Origin of the sequence: Nostoc cycadae WK-1 (assembly GCF_002897135.1) — a bacterium.
GTDB lineage: Bacteria > Cyanobacteriota > Cyanobacteriia > Cyanobacteriales > Nostocaceae > Nostoc_B.
This window is the reverse complement of sequence record NZ_DF978423.1, coordinates 373,806-390,676: the sequence shown is the minus strand read 5'-3', so window position 1 is coordinate 390,676 and position 16,871 is coordinate 373,806. Positions and strand designations below refer to the sequence as shown.

At 42.4% G+C, this 16,871-nt stretch carries 17 protein-coding genes; 5 read left to right on the top strand and 12 right to left on the bottom strand.

Annotated elements, in window-relative coordinates; genetic code table 11:
• Nucleotides 1-168: 168 nt before the first annotated feature.
• From NCWK1_RS05905 to NCWK1_RS05870, 9 genes are all read right to left on the bottom strand, one after another.
• On the bottom strand, nt 169-1,407 hold the full coding sequence (locus NCWK1_RS05905) for an acyl-CoA dehydrogenase family protein (protein ID WP_103124061.1): 1,239 nt from the start codon (nt 1,405-1,407) through the stop codon (nt 169-171).
• Nucleotides 1,408-1,727: 320 nt separating this feature from the next.
• Nucleotides 1,728-2,120 carry a glutathione transferase gene (yfcF, locus tag NCWK1_RS29900; RefSeq protein ID WP_222838773.1) on the bottom strand — a complete coding sequence of 131 codons (393 nt, stop codon included), beginning with the start codon at nt 2,118-2,120 and terminating at the stop codon, nt 1,728-1,730.
• Nucleotides 2,005-2,289, bottom strand: coding sequence for a glutathione S-transferase N-terminal domain-containing protein (locus NCWK1_RS30575; protein ID WP_422730837.1), 285 nt, complete (start codon nt 2,287-2,289; stop codon nt 2,005-2,007). The genes yfcF and NCWK1_RS30575 overlap by 116 nt, the downstream gene beginning before the upstream one ends.
• 108 nt (nt 2,290-2,397) lie before the next feature.
• Nucleotides 2,398-3,747 (bottom strand): LLM class flavin-dependent oxidoreductase, encoded by a 1,350-nt coding sequence (locus tag NCWK1_RS05895; protein ID WP_103124060.1) that lies wholly within the window; start codon nt 3,745-3,747, stop codon nt 2,398-2,400.
• A 59-nt stretch (nt 3,748-3,806) separates the two neighbouring features.
• Entirely contained in the window at nt 3,807-4,784 is a 978-nt protein-coding gene (locus NCWK1_RS05890; RefSeq protein WP_103124059.1) for a methionine ABC transporter ATP-binding protein, read from the bottom strand.
• A 32-nt stretch (nt 4,785-4,816) separates the two neighbouring features.
• Entirely contained in the window at nt 4,817-5,707 is an 891-nt protein-coding gene (locus NCWK1_RS05885; protein WP_103124058.1) for a MetQ/NlpA family ABC transporter substrate-binding protein, read from the bottom strand.
• Nucleotides 5,708-5,783: 76 nt separating this feature from the next.
• A complete protein-coding gene (locus tag NCWK1_RS05880; protein WP_222838771.1) occupies nt 5,784-6,869 on the bottom strand; it encodes an aliphatic sulfonate ABC transporter substrate-binding protein in 1,086 nt (361 codons plus the stop codon).
• A 365-nt stretch (nt 6,870-7,234) separates the two neighbouring features.
• Entirely contained in the window at nt 7,235-8,050 is an 816-nt protein-coding gene (locus NCWK1_RS05875) for a hypothetical protein (RefSeq protein WP_103124057.1), read from the bottom strand.
• A gap of 62 nt (nt 8,051-8,112) precedes the next feature.
• Nucleotides 8,113-9,210 carry an LLM class flavin-dependent oxidoreductase gene (locus NCWK1_RS05870; protein WP_103124056.1) on the bottom strand — a complete coding sequence of 366 codons (1,098 nt, stop codon included), beginning with the start codon at nt 9,208-9,210 and terminating at the stop codon, nt 8,113-8,115.
• Between the two features lie 174 nt (nt 9,211-9,384).
• Between NCWK1_RS05870 and NCWK1_RS05865 the strand changes: the two genes are divergently transcribed.
• The 5 genes from NCWK1_RS05865 (at nt 9,385) to NCWK1_RS05845 (ending at nt 14,753) form a co-directional block, all read left to right on the top strand.
• Nucleotides 9,385-10,440 (top strand): LLM class flavin-dependent oxidoreductase, encoded by a 1,056-nt coding sequence (locus NCWK1_RS05865; RefSeq protein WP_103124055.1) that lies wholly within the window; start codon nt 9,385-9,387, stop codon nt 10,438-10,440.
• 220 nt (nt 10,441-10,660) lie between these two features.
• On the top strand, nt 10,661-12,298 hold the full coding sequence (locus NCWK1_RS05860) for an FAD-dependent oxidoreductase (protein ID WP_245894831.1): 1,638 nt from the start codon (nt 10,661-10,663) through the stop codon (nt 12,296-12,298).
• Nucleotides 12,299-12,311: 13 nt separating this feature from the next.
• The gene (locus NCWK1_RS05855) at nt 12,312-12,653 is read left to right on the top strand and encodes a 4Fe-4S dicluster domain-containing protein (protein WP_103124053.1); all 342 of its coding nucleotides are present in this window, start codon (nt 12,312-12,314) and stop codon (nt 12,651-12,653) included.
• A 177-nt stretch (nt 12,654-12,830) separates the two neighbouring features.
• Complete coding sequence (locus NCWK1_RS05850) at nt 12,831-14,015, top strand: acyl-CoA dehydrogenase family protein (RefSeq protein WP_103124052.1); 1,185 nt, start codon at nt 12,831-12,833, stop codon at nt 14,013-14,015.
• Nucleotides 14,016-14,087: 72 nt separating this feature from the next.
• Nucleotides 14,088-14,753: an HAD family hydrolase gene (locus tag NCWK1_RS05845; protein ID WP_103124051.1), complete on the top strand. Its 666-nt coding sequence runs from the start codon at nt 14,088-14,090 to the stop codon at nt 14,751-14,753.
• Nucleotides 14,754-14,767: 14 nt separating this feature from the next.
• On the opposite strand, the gene NCWK1_RS05840 is transcribed toward NCWK1_RS05845, so the two are convergent.
• From NCWK1_RS05840 to NCWK1_RS05830, 3 genes are all read right to left on the bottom strand, one after another.
• The gene (locus NCWK1_RS05840; RefSeq protein ID WP_103124050.1) at nt 14,768-15,652 is read right to left on the bottom strand and encodes an ABC transporter permease; all 885 of its coding nucleotides are present in this window, start codon (nt 15,650-15,652) and stop codon (nt 14,768-14,770) included.
• Nucleotide 15,653: 1 nt separating this feature from the next.
• Nucleotides 15,654-16,451, bottom strand: a complete 798-nt coding sequence (locus NCWK1_RS05835) for an ABC transporter ATP-binding protein (RefSeq protein ID WP_103124049.1) — start codon at nt 16,449-16,451, stop codon at nt 15,654-15,656.
• Between the two features lie 13 nt (nt 16,452-16,464).
• The coding region (locus NCWK1_RS05830; RefSeq protein ID WP_222838770.1) for a hypothetical protein at nt 16,465-16,871 on the bottom strand (407 nt) is incomplete at its 5' end.

Here is a 16,871-nt window from a genome sequence, read left to right as displayed (position 1 = left end):
TCTTGAAAAGTTTTGCGCCGGGAAACCCGGACGCGGAGAGGGGCTTTAACATTCTGAATTATTAACGAAGAATTGACTTTTTAAAGCCTCTCTCTTTGCAGGGGAGAGGTTTGGAGAGGGGTATCAAAAATAAGTCGCATATCAAGTTCATCTCTTCCCCCTACACCCTTAAAAGAATCCTCTCTGCGGCAATGGCGTACCGTTTATCTCATAGTCGCCGATCGCACGCGCCTTAAAGTGATTTGGGTTGTGTGAGGATAAAGTACGGGCATTGCGCCAGTGACGATCAAAGTTTGAGCTTTTCTTGGTTGTAGAAGCCCCGCCAACTTCAAATAGTAGGGTGGCTGAACGCAACGCCAAATCATCAACAATTAATTTGGCTTTGGCTGCATTTAAAGAAGTTTCTAACGCTACAGCCGTCTCTGCTTCTTCTCCTTGGGCTTTAGCCGCAGGCAGGCGATCGAGTCCATCGGCGGCGGCTAAAACGCTCGCTTCTGCGGCAAAGGCATTAGCCGCAATTTGTCCGACGGTTTGCTGTAAGATGGGGTCGTCTGCTGCTTGCTCGGATACAGCATGATAAAAAGTCCGAGGACGTTTATGGACGAGGTTTGTGGCATCACGTAGCACGCTACGAATAATGCCAGCGTTGATTGCCGTCAAAAATAATTGGGGTATGATATTGTAGGGCAAATTATCTTTGTCTGTGTCTGTCTCAAAAAACACTTCACTTCTCTCAACACGGACATTCGTGAAGTTAGTTGTTCCTGTGCCTGTAAGCCTTTGACCAAAGCCATCCCAGTCATCTACAAGCTCAATCCCAGCGCGGTTTGTCGGGATGAGAATAAACGCCGTAGTGCCATCTGGTACTAGTACACGCACAAAAATCAAGTCTGCATAAAGGCTGCCAGTGCTGTAATATTTCGTGCCATTCAGACGATAGCCGTCGCCATCGGGCGTTAATTTTGTATTTACAACTTGACCACCGCCAGCCCGTTTAACTTCTAATTCGGTGGAAGCAAGGCCAATAATTGCCCCATCAGCCACGGCTTTTAACCAACGCCGATTTCTTTCGGTGCGTTCAGAACGCAAAATTCGCTCTGTGACAGAGAAATGATTCCGCACAATGTGAGCAACGTTAGGATCAGCATCGCCTAACTTAATCACCACCTCGAATAATTCTCTTGCTGTGCTACCACCGCCACCTTCGGCTACGGGGATTCGTAATGCACCTAACTTGGAACGTCGAATTAATTCAACTACATCAAAAGGCAAGATGCGATCGCGATCGCGATCACTTGCTCCCAGAGCTATATAGTCGAGTAACTGTTGGAGTTCCGGTGAGTTAGTTCTGACTGGAGCCGAAAACTGGATTGTTGTATCTGCAACTTTTTCTAGACTTTTAATCATTATTTTTATCTCCAAATTTTTTCTTGTAGAAAATCTATGTTGGCGAGTTGTAAGCAACTAGTACAGGTCGGCATAAATAAACTTTCATCGCCGTTTTGTTGATTCGCCTAGCCTGAATCCCTCTTAGTTATGAAGAACTTCGTTGAAACAAGAATCCCCCGCAGCCATGTATGGAGAGAACGTCAAGAATACTTTTATCTCTGCGGCGTTTACCTCTGGTAACACATTTAAGTTAAGCTAAACACTATTAAACAACTAAAAATTTATCGAAATACCGTAGATTAATAATCCTTAATTTTCTATAAGTTGTCAATCTTTTATCAGTGCAGGGGCTGGCGTTGCTGATTGACCCATAACTGAACAGATGGCCGTTGCCATTGATGTTTAGCGTATGTAATCAAATTCTCTGGTACTGGGTCGCCATTTAAAATTAGGCGATGGAGTATGAGTGCGAGATCGACATCGGCGATAGACCACTGACCAAAGAGGTTTTCCGTATTAGCAGATAGTAGTAACTCGGCGGCGAAGAACAATTTCTCGGCTGCTGTTTGCGCCTTCTTTGATAGAGGTGGCTTTGTTGTCCCGTAGAATATCACTTCAGTAGGACGCTCTTGTTTGATAGGTGTGAGATCGCTGCGGAGCCAAGCTTGCACCTGACGCGCTCTTGCCCGATTCTGTGGTTCTGCTGGGTATAGTACCAGGAAAAACTTCATCAATGTATTCAGCGATCGCCGAAGACTCCGACAACGAGAATTCATCGTGAATTAAGGTCGGTACACGGCTCGTCAAAGACTTAGTTGCAAAACCTGGTTCATGCTGGGCTTTAGCTGCAAGGTCAATGGTCTGGATGTCGAACAACAGTCCTTTTTCATGCAGAGACACGAATGCCGACAGTGCATAGGGGCTGATGTACTGGATATCGACATAGAGAAGAATAGATGTGGATGACAATGTTTTCTCCTGTGAGGACTGTTGACTATAGATTAATGACTAAATAACTGCTGGCGATCGCTCAGATTCAAAGAAACGGTTAGCAGGGCGGGGGAGTCCCAGATTTTCCCGCAAGGTTGTTCCCTCGTACTCGGTGCGGAAAATTCCCCGGCTTTGGAGTTCGGGGATTACCTTGTCAACAAAATCATTCAACCCTTCCGGCAGATAAGGGAACATAATATTAAAGCCGTCCGAGCCTTCTTCCTTCAGCCATTGCTCCATTTCATCGGCGATGGTTTGGGGTGTGCCAACGAAAGCCAACCCGCTATAACTGCCAACGCGTTGCGCCAGTTGTCGAATAGTCAAGTTCTCACGTTGTGCTAAGGCTATGACTCTTTCTCGTGAAGAGTGGCCAGCGTTAGTCGGTGGGATTTCTGGCAAGGGGCCATCTGGATCAAAACCAGAAACATCGTAGCCAAGCGCACTATTTAGGCTGGCAATTCCACTGTCATAATGTACGAGGCTATCTAAATAAACACGCTTGGCCTGTGCTTCGGCGACGGTTTCCCCGACGACGACTAAAGCACCAGGAAGGATTTTTATACTATCTGGGTCACGTCCAATTGCCCGCGCCCGTCCTTTGATGTCTGCAAATAAAGCTTTGCCAGCTTCCAGATTACCAGCAGGTGCAAACACAGCCTCGGCGGTTTCGGCGGCTAATTGCCGTCCGGCTTCCGATGCGCCAGCCTGAACGATTAATGGCCAGCCTTGGACAGGTCTAGCGATGTTCAATGGCCCCCGCACCGAGAGATATTTGCCTTTGTGATTCAGAACGTGAAGCTTATCGGGGTCAAAATAAATCCCGGCTTCCACATCCCGAACGAAGGCATCATCAGCAAAGGAATCCCAAAGCCCCGTAACAACATCATAAAATTCCCTCGCCCGGCGGTAGCGTTCGTCATGCTCTATCTCTTCTTCTAAATTAAAGTTGAGTGCGGCATCTGGATTGGCTGTAGTGACGATGTTCCAGCCAGCACGACCGCCACTGATATGGTCTAGAGAGGCGAAGCGACGCGCGATGTGGTAAGGCGCATCATACGTTGTGGAAGCTGTAGCTACTAATCCGATGTTTTCGGTGACGGTAGAGAGGGCAGAAAGCAGGGTAAACGGCTCGAAAGATGTCACCGTATGACTGCGTTTCAGAGCGTTGACTGGCATATTTAGCACTGCTAAGTGATCTGCCATGAAGAATGCGTCAAACTTGCCTTGCTCTAATTTCTGGATGAATTTTTTTAGTGCTGGGAAGTTAAAATTAGCGTCAGGTATAGCCCCAGGATAACGCCAAGCACCTGTGTGTATGCTTACTGGGCGCATGAATGCACCTAATTTTAATTGCTTTGTTCTGCTCATTATCCCTCCGTATGCATAATTCGTAATTTGCAATTTTGATTTTCTTCCTAATCGCCAATTCAATGTACTTCCACTTCAAATTCGGCTTCGTGTAAATAATTCAAAGCTTGCGTTATCTTTTGACCGATTAATTCAATGTGGAACTGACCAACTTTGCGATCGCCTACTGTTTCCACACTCCCACTCAGGATATTGACATCAACATCAAAATTACGGGCTAAGGTGGCGAAAATAGGTTGACTTGCTTGTTCTCCCGCAAAGGCGATCGTGGCGAGGACAGCACCTGGTTTTGCTCTATAACCATTACGACGGGGAAAAAATTCTTGGGCAAGAAATGATTCTGGTTTGGCGATTAAATCACTCACATATCCCTTTTCGACAATTCTGCCAGCATTGAGTATTGCCACACTATCGCAGATTTGCTTGACCACACCCATTTCATGGGTAATGAGTAAGATTGTCAAACCCATACGCTTGTTCAAGTCACGCAACAAGTCCAAAATTGACCTTGTAGTTTGGGGATCGAGTGCTGATGTGGCTTCATCAGAAAGTAATACATTAGGTTCTCCAGCCAAAGCCCTAGCGATACCTACTCGTTGCTTTTGACCATCAGAAAGTTGTGCTGGATAAGCATCTGCCTTACCTTTCAACCCGACAAGTGAAATCAATTCTTCCACTTTTGCCCGACGTTGCAATCTGCTATAGCCCATCACTTCCAAAGGAAAAGCAATATTTTCCGCCACAGTTCGGCAACTCAGTAAATTAAAGTGTTGAAAAATCATTCCAATATGTTGACGGGCGCGACGCAGTTTATCTCCTGACAATTTTGTTATTTCCTGTCCATCAACTACAACTGAACCCGATGTCGGTTTTTCTAGTTGATTAACACAGCGAATTAATGTGCTTTTACCCGCGCCACTTTGACCTAAAACACCAAAAATTTCTCCTGGTTTGACATGAACACTCACACCATCTAACGCAACAACTTTTTGGTTGCCTTGGTGATAAATTTTACGAACATCGGTAAATGTAATCATCTCAGAATGCTTCCACGATAAATTATTATTTTTTAAGGAATAGGAATCACTGAACCTTGATATTTATCTCTAATAAATTGTTTGACTTTATCATCGCGGAGTAACTTATATAATTTCTGAATTCTGGGGTCAGTTTCTTTGCCTTTTAAGGTTGTAACTGTTACAGCATAAATTTGCTCGTTTGCTGACTCTATTGCTAAAGCATCTTTATCAGTTTTCAAGCCAGCTTGTAAAATCCAATTACCTGTAACTCCGGCTAAATCCACATCAGGTAGACTGGGGATTGCTTGCGCTCCTGGTATTTCTTTAATTTGGATATTTTTGGTGTTAGCAATAATATCTTTAGGACTCGCCGGATGAACATTTTCCTTAAGTTTGATTAAGCCTGATGATTCCAGGACTTTTAAAGCCCGATGAGCATTGCTAGGATCATCAGGAATTGTTACCAAAGCTTTGTTAGGTACATCTTTGAGGGACTTATATTTTTTAGAAAAGAGTCCCACTGGATTTAAATGAATTTGCGGCGTAAAAGCATACATTTCAAAGTTATGCTTCTTGCCATAGTCTTCCATAAAAGGAATATGTTGAAAATAATTTGCATCAATTACTCCATCTTTTAAGGCAGTGTTATTCTGCACAAAGTCATTGAATGTAACTATTTCAATATCTAGCCCAGCTTCTGGTGCTAAATTCTTTTTGACAAATTCTAAAATTTCGCCGGCTGGAACTGGTGTTACACCAACTTTGATTTTTTCTTTGGCTGGAGTTGTGGTTGTATTGGCTGCTGTGGTAGCTGAAGGATTCACATTGGTATTCACAGCCGAATTATTTTGCGGTGAACTACAACTAGCAAAGACTGTAGAGGCTGCAAATGAGGTAATAGCTATGACAAAGAATCGACGGTTAATATTGATGGTATTCATGCGATCGCCTATTTTAATCAACAACAACGTGATAAAATCTTCGTCTTCTTAATTACGAATTACGAATTATCTCGATTTACCACTTTTGGTCAGGAATCCAGTTGTAGTTTTTATCCTTGATATCTATTTTTTTCGGAATAATTTTGAGGTCATAAAATGTATCTGCCATCCGTTGCAGACCACTTAAAACTTCATTTGTGACTGGTAATACTTCCCGTTGACCACCACGTTCTTCTACTGTTTCCATTGTTTTTAAATCAATTTTGTACACTTTAGAAAGTAGTTTGGCAGAATCTTTATAGTTCTCTCTTGACCAAGTACCAGCTTTTTCTAGCTCTTGCAAAATTATCTTGAGAATGTCTTGATGTTCGCGGACAAAATCTGGAGCAGCGTAATAAAAACTAGGGCTTTCTAGTGCTGCTTTATCTCCAAAGACAGTGCTATTATCTGCCAGTAAGCGAGTGCGGAGTTTACGTTCAGCCTCGGCAGTATAAGGATCCCAAATTAACCACGCATCAATATCACCACGTTCAAATGCTGGTAAGGCTTCGGCTGGTGTTAGATAAAGAGGTTGAATATCAGTAAATTTCAATCCAACTTTTTCTAAAGCACGCACAATAATGTAGTGTTGACCAGAACCTTTTGCAAAAGCAACTTTTTTACCTTTTAAATCAGTAAGTGTTTTGATTGGAGAATTTTCTTGAACTAAAATAGCGGAACCTCTGGTGCTACCTGTACCAGCTGCAACTCTGACAAAGGGTTTATCACCAGCTTGAGCAAACACGCTTCCTGTACCGCCACCACCACCAAACACGATCGCACCTGCTCCCATCCCATCCAAAAGCGGTGCTGTAGAGGAAAATTCATTCCAGGTTACAGATATCCCCAAGGGTTGTAATCGCTTTTCTAAACTTCCTTGGGCTTTAATAATATTCAGCAACGCCATCCCTTTTTGATGACCCATTTTCAGCACTGTGAGCTTGGGTGCTTGGGGTTTTTGTGCAGATGTATCAGCTGAATTACTGGGGGCGCAAGATGCGATCGCCAAACTCAATCCTATACCCAGCACAAACAATACAGCAAAAACCTTAATTTTTTGATACTTAAATAATTCCCTCCCTTTGAAAACACCTAAAATTTTATTTATCATTTGCCTTAACATAAATTAACCCTCCTTTATGTCACATTATTCCAATGCAATTTTGGATTTTTAAAAGTATCATGAATTTATTATTGGGATAGAAAAACATCTTTTATCTATGCCCAAATTTCTGGTTAAACTTAGTCAATAACTATCTGCAACTAGTTCTATTAAAAACGATATAATATATTTATTATCTAAATAATTGCTGTGTTTATTGCGACTAAATTTGAGTTTTTTAGATATCAATGTTTAACAAAAATTTTTATAAAATTAAACAAATAAAAAGATTACTAATTATTCAATAATTAGTAATACTAGAAGGTGTTATGAATACAGCTTGAATAAATAATAAAGTAGGTTTTCTACTTTTTATTTAATATTTATTAATCATTTACACTCACAAGTTTTGGCAGTTTAGATACAGGTATATCTAAGAAGTAAGACAAAACTTCTTGCCGCCAAGTGTCATAAAGTGTTGGCAAATTATCAATTTCAACTCCAATAGCTTTTTGACTCAATTGCCAATGATTCCGAAGATAAGAATTGCGCCGACGTTGACCTTCTTCATCAGCTTCTAAAGCTTGGGAAATTAAATCTTCTTTCTCTACTTGTGAAGCATGATCAAATTTACGTTGCCACCAATCAACCACACCTAAACGATGAACTGCTTCATCTGGTAAGATTTTTTCTGCTGCATATTTGGCTGAGTCTGGGTCACTGATTTTGTTAGTACGGCTGTTAAGAAATAACAAAGCCACAATATGCAATTCATAATGTAATTCAAATGCTAAAAAGCCTTGCCAATTACGAATGGGTAAATCACCCATATAATCCCAATGCTTCTGCACTTGTTTTTGGATATCTTCAATGGGGTCATGTCCAGATATTGCTTGCGCTCTTAAACGGGTGTTTTGGGCGTGTGCGCCATCATCCCCTATTTGTCTGCTCAAAAATAGCTGTAGGTCAGGGTCAGGAAACGAGTCAATTATCTTGGCACAGACTTGCACAATAAATAAATCATGGGCTGCACCAGCTACACGAAAACGATAAAAATTCTCTCTTTCTTCATCAGTTTCCGGTGGTCTTGGTTCAACTAATCGCTTTTTGGTAATGTGCGGTGCGTATTTATCGACTAATTTATCGAAGATTTCCAGTTCTAAATCTGTAGTCCAAGCTGGACGAGTCAAAATTGCAGTCATAAAGTCTCCTTTGGTAGTGAGGAGTAGGAAAAGATTTTTGGATTCAATCTAAAATCCAAAATCTAAAATCTAAAATTCTTAGCCCCTATTTTGGCGTTGGCGATCGCTTCACTTTCTTCTGTTAACGCTCTTACTCTTGGTATAATCTCCGTAGCAAAACGCTCCATTTCTGTAGCGAAAGGTTGGAATTGCAGCATGAAAGTATCAATTCCTACTTTGGTAAATTCAGTAATACGCTGGGCTACGGTTTCATAACTCCCAACCAAACCAGCCGCAGTCCCGCCATTGCTTCCTACACCGGGATATTTAGCCATATTTTTGAACATGACCACTTCGGAATCTACTCCTTTGAGTAGTTCTGTGCGATCGTCTTGTGCAAGTACCATTGCTCTTAAATTTTGATATTCTGCTTCGGCTTCTGAGTCTGTCGGTCGAGCAATTACAAACGCTGACATCGCAAAGCCTAACGGTTGAGAGCGAGAGTGAGCTTTTTGCCGCACCTGAGCAATTGTTTCGCGGATAACTTCTATCGGACGACCATTTAGAAAGAATGTGTGCGCTTCTTTTACTGCGAGTTCTTGCGCTGGTTCTGACTCTCCCCCTACATACACACGCAGATGGGGTTTAGCGATAGGTGGAGGATTCAACTTCAAATCATTGATGTGAAAATAGTCGCCGTGGAAGTTAACGTTTTCCCCACTCCACAAAGCTTTGACAACTCTTATCCATTCGTCAGAATAGCGATAACGTTCGTCGTGAGACAAAAAATTGATCCCTGGTTTTTCCATTTCTGGACGGAACCAAGCACTCACTAAGTTAATTGCAAAACGTCCTTGGCTAATTGCATCAATACCTAAAGCCATCTTGGCTAAGACAGCAGGATGAAACAATAAAGGTTTGACAGCTGCAATAATCTCTATAGAGTCTGTCGCTTCTGCAAGTGCTGCTGCTGTTGTCCAGGTTTCCATCTGGTCAAGTTCTTGATTTCTGGGATTGATGATATGTTGCGCTATTAAAGTTGTGGTAAATCCGCACCTTTGGGCCAACCTAATTAAATTCTTGGCTCGTGAGTAACTAGCATCACGAGGTTCAAGAGGATGGTTCATTACGCCGCAGTTGCCGTAAACAGGAATCCATATCCCATAGCGTGGTTCAGACATAGCTTTCTAGAACCTTTGTAGTCGGCACTAAAACCTTAGTTTAGTAACCAGAATATTCTACTGTAAATCGGTAGATTTATAGTACTATACTATAAGGCTTGCACAGATGAAGATAAAAAACAAGGGGTATATATATTTTTATCTCCTTTGTTTTTGCCGAACTTGGAGGTAAGAATGTCAGAACCACGCTATGGTATTTGGTCGCCTGTTGGGGGTAACTTTGGCCCGCTGAATACGCCGGATGAACCGATGAATGCTAGTTATGAACGCACGCGATCGCTAGTATTAGAAGCAGAACGTTTAGGATATGTCACAACCTTAGTAGCCCAGCACATTGCCAACCCCCGCAGTTTAGATTTAGAACAGTTAGAAACTTGGACAGCTTGTGCAGCCTTAGCAGAAGCCACAGAAACTATAGAAATTATCGCCGCCATTAAACCTTTATTATTTCACCCAGCCGTCTTAGCCAAAATGGCTTTAGGAATTGATGCCATTAGTCAGGGACGTTTTGCCATTAACTTAATTAGTGCTTGGTTCCGTCCAGAAATGGAACGGACGAATATTCCCTTTCCTCCCCACGATGAACGTTATCGCTATTCAGGGGAATGGTTGCAAGTAGTTAGAGCCTTATGGAGTGGAGAAAAGGTTAACTTTGAAGGCGAATATTTCAAAATTCAAGATTTAAGTTTTCGACCCTTCCCGGTTGCTCAACCTTATCCACGGATTTATCTTGGCGGCGCATCAGAGCCAGCGCAGATATTAGCAGCGCAACAAGCTGATGTTTACTTCATCAACGGTCAACCAATTGCAGATGTCCGCAAAGTAATTCAACAAGTTATCAGCCGTCCCCGTTCCTTACCCCAACCAGTGCGTTTTGGTTTATCAGCCTTTGTGATTGCGCGTCCCACCGACGAAGAAGCACAAGCAGAACTAGAACGACTGATGGCACTGCAAAAGCTGGAAGAACAATATAAATTAAGTGTTGCCAAAGGCGTTGACAAAGAAGCGGTTATGTTTCAACTCTTTGCTAAAAATCCTGCTGTTGGGGGGAATGGTGGTACAGCCGCAGGTTTAGTTGGCAGTTATGATACAGTCGCCACTCGCGTTGCAGCTTTTGTTGATGCAGGTATCGATACTTTTATGCTGCAATTTAATCCCTTTGTGCAGGAGATGACACGTTTTGCCGAAGAAATTATGCCGCGCGTGCGACACTTGCAAAAAGTTGCTTAAGAATTTCTCAGCAGACAAAAGTAACAAGATTAATTTGCAATGCTTAATGTTTGATAAACTAATAGTTAGATTATCATACTATTTGTAATTCGTTTTACGTAATCTTTGCGTATATTATGCAGACTCTATTTTCTGCATAATTAGTCCGACAAAACAGCACTCATTCATCACAAACAAATCAGCGACTACTGCTAAGGCAATATCAAAAAGGAGAAAGAAATTGCTCACAGAAAATGAACTACAACTAAATGCTGACGTGGTGGTGATTGGTGGTGGCCCTGCCGCAGCATGGGCAGCATGGTCAGCAGCATCTCAAGGTGTCAAAGTCATCATTGTTGATAAAGGTTTTCTGGGTACAAGTGGTGCCGCTGCTGCGAGTGGTAATGGCATCATGGCTCCTTCTCCAGAGAACTGGGAAAAAGTTGTCTCGGAGCGTTATCGTGTAGGAAAAGGCCTCGCTAACTTGCGTTGGATAGAGCGTGTAGTTGAAAAAACTTGGCTGAGTTTGCCCCTATTAGAAGATTGGGGTTATCGTTTCCCGAAAGAAAATGGGGAATCTGTGCGTCAGAGTTATTATGGCCCGGAATATATGCGGGTAATGCGGAAAAACTTGCTGCGTTCTGGAGTGCAGATTCTCGACCAAAGTCCAGCTTTAGAGCTTTTATTGGCTGAAGATGGTTCTGTGGCTGGGGCAAGAGGTGTACAAAGACAACATCATCGTTTTTATACAGTTCGTGCTGGTGCAGTAGTATTGGCGAATGGCGGCTGTGCATTCTTAAGTAAAGCATTAGGTTGCAACACCAACACAGGTGATGGAATGCTAATGGCGGTAGAAGCTGGCGGCGAACTCTCCAGTATGGAAGCTTCTAATCACTATGCAATCTCCACTGCTTTTAATGCCACAGTCACACGGGGTGTTCCCTTTGGTTGGGCTAGTTATAGCGATGAAGCAGGTAATGATTTAGGTGGCTATATTAATGGTCGTCGTGATCCTAGCTTCTTACCAAATGCTTTAATGAAAGGGTCTGTTTATGCTCGTTTAGATAGAGCTACACCAGAAGTTAAAGCCGTGATTGAAAAGTCCCATTTCATCGCTTTTTTACCTTATAAAAAAGCTGGGATTGATTCCTATACAGAAAGAGTACCTGTGACATTGATTTTAGAAGGGACTGTCCGGGGTACAGGTGGTGTTCGGATTATTGATGATAGTTGCGCTACAAAAGTACCTGGACTGTATGCGGCTGGAGATGCGGCATCACGAGAATTTTTAGCTGGTTTAGCTTCTGGTGGTGGTGGCCCCAATGCGGCTTGGGCAATTTCTACAGGGCAGTGGGCAGGAGAAGGGGCGGCTAAGTTTGCTAAGAATTTGGGCGCACGTGCAAATGAAAGAACTGCACGTGCAGCGGGACAAGTGGGAATGCGATCGCACTCCTCCTCGTCTGCAACATTCGATAGCGATGCGATCGCGCGTGGTGTGCAAGCTGAAATTTTCCCCTTGGAGAAAAACTACTTGCGTTCAGAACAGAAGCTTCTAGATTCCCTCGCCAAATTAGAAACGCTGTGGCAGCAAGTACAAGGTAATCCCAAACAAGATAGTGTACGCGATATCGAATTTTCTCGTCGTGCGGTTGCTTTGACTGCTGTCGCCAGATGGGCATATTTTAGTGCATTACATCGCACAGAAACCCGCAGCGAACACATTCGTATAGACTATCCCCAGACCGATCCCCATCAGCGTTATTATCAAGCCACAGGCGGCTTAGATAAGCTTTGGGTAAGACGCGATTGGATAACGGATGCACCTGCTACGCCAGCAGTAGAAACCATTCAAGCCACACCCGTTGTATCAAAGTTGTAGCCAGAATAAAATCATGATTGAGCTTGTCAGCCATAAACTCTGTATTAATTGCAATCTGTGTGTTCAAGTTTGTCCGACTAATGTCTTTGATGCAGTTTCTAACCAACCACCAGTAATTGCTCGGAAGGAAGACTGTCAAACTTGTTTTATGTGTGAGGCATATTGTCCGGCGGATGCGCTTTATGTTGCACCCCAATCTCACACTGAGATTGCAGTCAATGAGGATGATTTGATTGAAACTGGCATTATGGGCGAGTATCGTAAGATATTGGGTTGGGGATATGGCAGAAAAAATAATAGTGAATTAGATACTGCTCATAAACTACGCCAACTGCCACGCCCTTACCAAAGTTAATAACTATGTCAGTAAGTTGGGTTGTACTTCGTTCAACCCAACTTATTATTATCTTTAACTGAAAAGCTTATTAATAAACATAATACGGTAGGTTTGTTAAACTATTGTAAATCTAAAATTTTTCAGCACAATTGATAGTTGCTTCTCATAAAAAGTTGGCAGGAGAAGTTGCGAAATATGCAATTGATCGGAACTAAAAAGTCTCAAAATTATCTTGATATAGCTAGGTCTTTAGCAAAGGAATTTGCGGAAACTGCTGTAGAGCGAGATGCAAAAGGGGGAACACCAAAATATGAACGCGATCGCCTGCGCCAAAGCAACTTGCTAAAATTGATCGTACCGACAGAGTACGGTGGTTTAGGAGAAACCTGGATTACCGTTCTCAGAATTACCCGTGAGTTTGCCAAGGTTGATAGTTCTATTGCTCACGTCTTTTCTTACCACCATCTAGGTGTAGTAGTTCCTCACATATTTGGTTCAACAGAGCAGAAACAGCGATATTATGCAGAAACTATTGACAACAATTGGTTTTGGTGCAATGCTCTCAACCCTTTAGATAAAAGAACGACGCTGACACCAGAAAATAATTATTTCCGTCTTAACGGCATTAAAAGCTTTTGCTCTGGCTCCCAAGATTCGGATATATTACCAATCACTGCTACTGATCAAGAAACTGATGAATTGAAAATTCTGGCAATTCCTACTCAACGCCAAGGTGTGACTGTTCATGATGATTGGGATAATATGGGGCAACGTCAAACAGACAGCGGTACTGTGACATTTGAAAATGTGCTGGTATACCCAGACGAAATTCTGGGTATTAGAGATAAACCCAGTCAACCCTTCACCACTATTCGCGCCTGCTTAACTCAATTGAATCTGGCTAACATCTACCTGGGAATTGCCCAAGGAGCATTTGAAGCGGCTAAAACCTATACTGGCACTAATACAAAACCTTGGCTGACATCAGGTGTAGAGAGTGCAACCAAAGATCCTTATATCCTCCAACACTATGGCAATATATGGGTTGACCTTCAGGCTGCTACTTGTTTAGTTGACCAAGCCGGAGAATTATTACAACAAGCTTGGGATCAGGAATGGTCACTCACCGCAGAACAACGGGGAGAATGTGCGCTGTTTATTGCTACTACCAAAGTTGTCGCCACTAGAGTTGGTTTAGACATCACCAACCGCATCTTTGAAGTTATGGGCGCACGCGCTACTAATGCTAAATATGGCTTTGACCGTTATTGGCGGAATCTTCGCACATTCACTCTCCATGATCCATTTGATTATAAAATCCGAGACATAGGAAATTGGGCGTTAAACGATGAACTACCAAAACCTAACTTTTACTCTTAGAGGTTGTTGGCAAAAAGGAAATGCGATCGCTCATCAATCGCAAAGAATAATAATTAGCACTTCAAGGGGAAAATGCTCAATTTAAGGCAAAATCGGTTCAAGCTTGTGATTTTTGATTGTGATGGAGTCTTGGTTGATAGTGAACCAATCGTCAATCGTATTTTTGCACAAACGCTCACCGAAGCTGGATTTCCGATTACCTATGCAGAAGTAACTCAAAAATTTATAGGCAAGTCCCTACAAACCTGTTTAGAGATTATTGAGGAATCTTATAATAAATCATTGCCGAAAAACTTTGTCGAACGTTGCAAGGAACGAGAAATAGCCGCATTGCAACAAGAATTAACAGCAGTTTCCGGCATTACCGAAGTATTAGAGCAAATTACATTACCAAAATGTGTGGCATCAAATAGCAGCCACCGTCATATTCAACTGGTATTAAATTTAACAGGAATTTTGCATCAATTTAAGGGCAAGTTATACAGCGCTCATGATGTTTCGCGCCCCAAACCTTTTCCTGATGTGTATCTCCATGCAGCCGAGCAAATGAACACAAATCCAGAACATTGTGTTGTGGTTGAAGACTCTGTAACAGGTGTACAAGCAGGATACGCAGCAGGGATGACGGTTTTTGGTTATGCCAAATATAGCGATCGCACTGCGCTGACTGCGGCTGGAGCTAAAATAGTTTTTCATGATATGCAGCAGCTTTGCCAACTGATATCCGAACATCAGTGATTCATGATCTAATACTACAATTCTCTAGGATTTGGTCGCCAGCGTAAAACGTAAGCTTCTAAAACACGCACTCCCCAATCGAGAAAAACGCTAATGGATGCCAAAATTACCAATATTGCCCAAGCTTGATCAACATTTAAAGTTCCCTGGGCTGACATTAATAGATAACCTAAACCCCGCGTTGAACCGATATATTCAGCGACTAACGCCCCGACTAAAGCCATACCCAAACTTGTGCGAATCCCGGCAATTACCCAACTCAAAACTGAAGGTAAGACAACCATGTACAACATCTGCCAACGATTGGCACCCATCACCTGAAAAGCCGAAACCAACTCGCGTTCAATACTTTGGAGTCCCTGATAAGTTGTAAAAAATATGGGGAAAAACGCGGCTAAAGCTGCTAATAATACTTTTGAGAGTAATCCAATGCCAAACCAGACAATAAAAAAGGGAGCTAAAGCAATCCGAGGTAGAGAATTAAATATCTGAACATAAGGAAGCGTGATTTTTGCCCCTGATGGCGAATAAGCAAGCAGAATTCCCAGACTCACACCGCCAGTCATTGCTAAAGCCAGTCCAGTCATTGCCTCTTGAAATGTCACAAAGATATGTTGAAATATACTCCCGCTAGATAATAACTTCCATATTTCTTGGACAATTGCACTCGGCTTACCAACCAATGCTGGTTCAATAAACTGAGGAATGTTAAATGCTCCTGTCCCAATTTCCCACACTAGCAAAATTACCGCCAGAGGTGTGAGTTGTATCGCTAGTTGTTGTAAGCGTTGCCACCCTTGAATTTGATGGGGTTGAAAACTGGGTGTTTTTGGCTGTTTATTGGTAGCAGAGAGCGTGGGTTGTCCAAGAGTGAAAATTTTATGGCGAGTAGTTTTCATTTTATGTTTTAAAGAGTGCGAATCCTCGGTCTTGTTGTTGTAAAACTTGTGTGGTTAACTCTGACCACATTTCACGCTGGATTTGCTGAAATCTTGGATCGGTACGAATGGCGATCGCAGATCGTTCTGTGGGTAAATCAATCTGAAATTCCTTAACAATTCTGCCAGGACGCGCGCTCAGGAGGAATACACGCTCTGAAAGTGCGATCGCTTCATCCAAGTCATGAGTTACTAAAACAAAGGTGCATCCAGTATCACGCCATAATCGCAAAAATTCATCTTGTAACAGAGCGCGTGTTTGAGCATCTAAACTACTTAACGGCTCATCCAGTAACACCACATCTGGTTGATAAATCAGCGTGCGAATTAGTAATACACGCTGCTGCATTCCGCCTGATAATTCTCTAGGAAAACTATTTTCAAACCCCGATAATCCATATTTTTCAAGCATTGTCAAGGCTTTTTTTCTTCTTTCAGTTCGAGGTATACCACGAATTTCTAGAGGCGCGGTGACATTATCAATGACTGTCCGCCAGGGTAACAAAGTTTGCTTTTGGAACAAGTAGTCAATTTCTTTGATTCCGCTGGTGTTAAAACTACCATTGACATCTGTACCCGGACTAGTTAAACCCGCAATCACATTTAATAAGGTACTTTTACCACAACCACTAGGGCCAATTAAGCTAATAAACTCACCACGATTAATAGTCAAGCTAACATTCTGTAGTGCGTCAATGCGCTTATTTTTACTCCAATAAGAAATGCCAAGATTTTGAGTAGTGATTGTCGGGAGTGACATATTAGGTTGTTCCTTAAGCTCGATGACCGGCAAATTTATCAAATACCCCTTCAGCATAAGGAACCATTTTCTTAATAATTCCCGTATCAAAAAATACTCTTTGGTCAGCCAAATAAGCAGCTTCACTGATAGAGGCATCTTTCGGCACTGAGCGTTTGAGTTCGGTATTCAGACCTGTGAGGATAGCGTCTAAATTTTGACTATCAAACCGTTTACCGACGACTTTAAGAATGTCTTCTGGTGCAGTTTGGTGCATATATGTAAAAGTGCGATTGACAACTTCAACCAATCTTTTAATAGCTTCCGGCTTTTCAGAAGCAACGCGCTCATGACTAAGCCAAGCACGAGTCATCGCCTCGTTAGCACCAAAATATTTCTTATGCACATCTGGATCTAATACCATTTCACTAAAAAAATGAT

What these genes read in the sequence shown, in the direction of transcription:
- NCWK1_RS05905 (WP_103124061.1), bottom strand. Translation starts at nt 1,407, where the DNA reads ATGATTAAAAGTCTAGAAAAAGTTGCAGATACAACAATCCAGTTTTCG.
- yfcF (WP_222838773.1), bottom strand. Translation starts at nt 2,120, where the DNA reads ATGAAGTTTTTCCTGGTACTATACCCAGCAGAACCACAGAATCGGGCA.
- NCWK1_RS05895 (WP_103124060.1), bottom strand. Translation starts at nt 3,747, where the DNA reads ATGAGCAGAACAAAGCAATTAAAATTAGGTGCATTCATGCGCCCAGTA.
- NCWK1_RS05890 (WP_103124059.1), bottom strand. Translation starts at nt 4,784, where the DNA reads ATGATTACATTTACCGATGTTCGTAAAATTTATCACCAAGGCAACCAA.
- NCWK1_RS05885 (WP_103124058.1), bottom strand. Translation starts at nt 5,707, where the DNA reads ATGAATACCATCAATATTAACCGTCGATTCTTTGTCATAGCTATTACC.
- NCWK1_RS05880 (WP_222838771.1), bottom strand. Translation starts at nt 6,869, where the DNA reads ATGTTAAGGCAAATGATAAATAAAATTTTAGGTGTTTTCAAAGGGAGG.
- NCWK1_RS05875 (WP_103124057.1), bottom strand. Translation starts at nt 8,050, where the DNA reads ATGACTGCAATTTTGACTCGTCCAGCTTGGACTACAGATTTAGAACTG.
- NCWK1_RS05870 (WP_103124056.1), bottom strand. Translation starts at nt 9,210, where the DNA reads ATGTCTGAACCACGCTATGGGATATGGATTCCTGTTTACGGCAACTGC.
- NCWK1_RS05865 (WP_103124055.1), top strand. Translation starts at nt 9,385, where the DNA reads ATGTCAGAACCACGCTATGGTATTTGGTCGCCTGTTGGGGGTAACTTT.
- NCWK1_RS05855 (WP_103124053.1), top strand. Translation starts at nt 12,312, where the DNA reads ATGATTGAGCTTGTCAGCCATAAACTCTGTATTAATTGCAATCTGTGT.
- NCWK1_RS05850 (WP_103124052.1), top strand. Translation starts at nt 12,831, where the DNA reads ATGCAATTGATCGGAACTAAAAAGTCTCAAAATTATCTTGATATAGCT.
- NCWK1_RS05845 (WP_103124051.1), top strand. Translation starts at nt 14,088, where the DNA reads ATGCTCAATTTAAGGCAAAATCGGTTCAAGCTTGTGATTTTTGATTGT.
- NCWK1_RS05840 (WP_103124050.1), bottom strand. Translation starts at nt 15,652, where the DNA reads ATGAAAACTACTCGCCATAAAATTTTCACTCTTGGACAACCCACGCTC.
- NCWK1_RS05835 (WP_103124049.1), bottom strand. Translation starts at nt 16,451, where the DNA reads ATGTCACTCCCGACAATCACTACTCAAAATCTTGGCATTTCTTATTGG.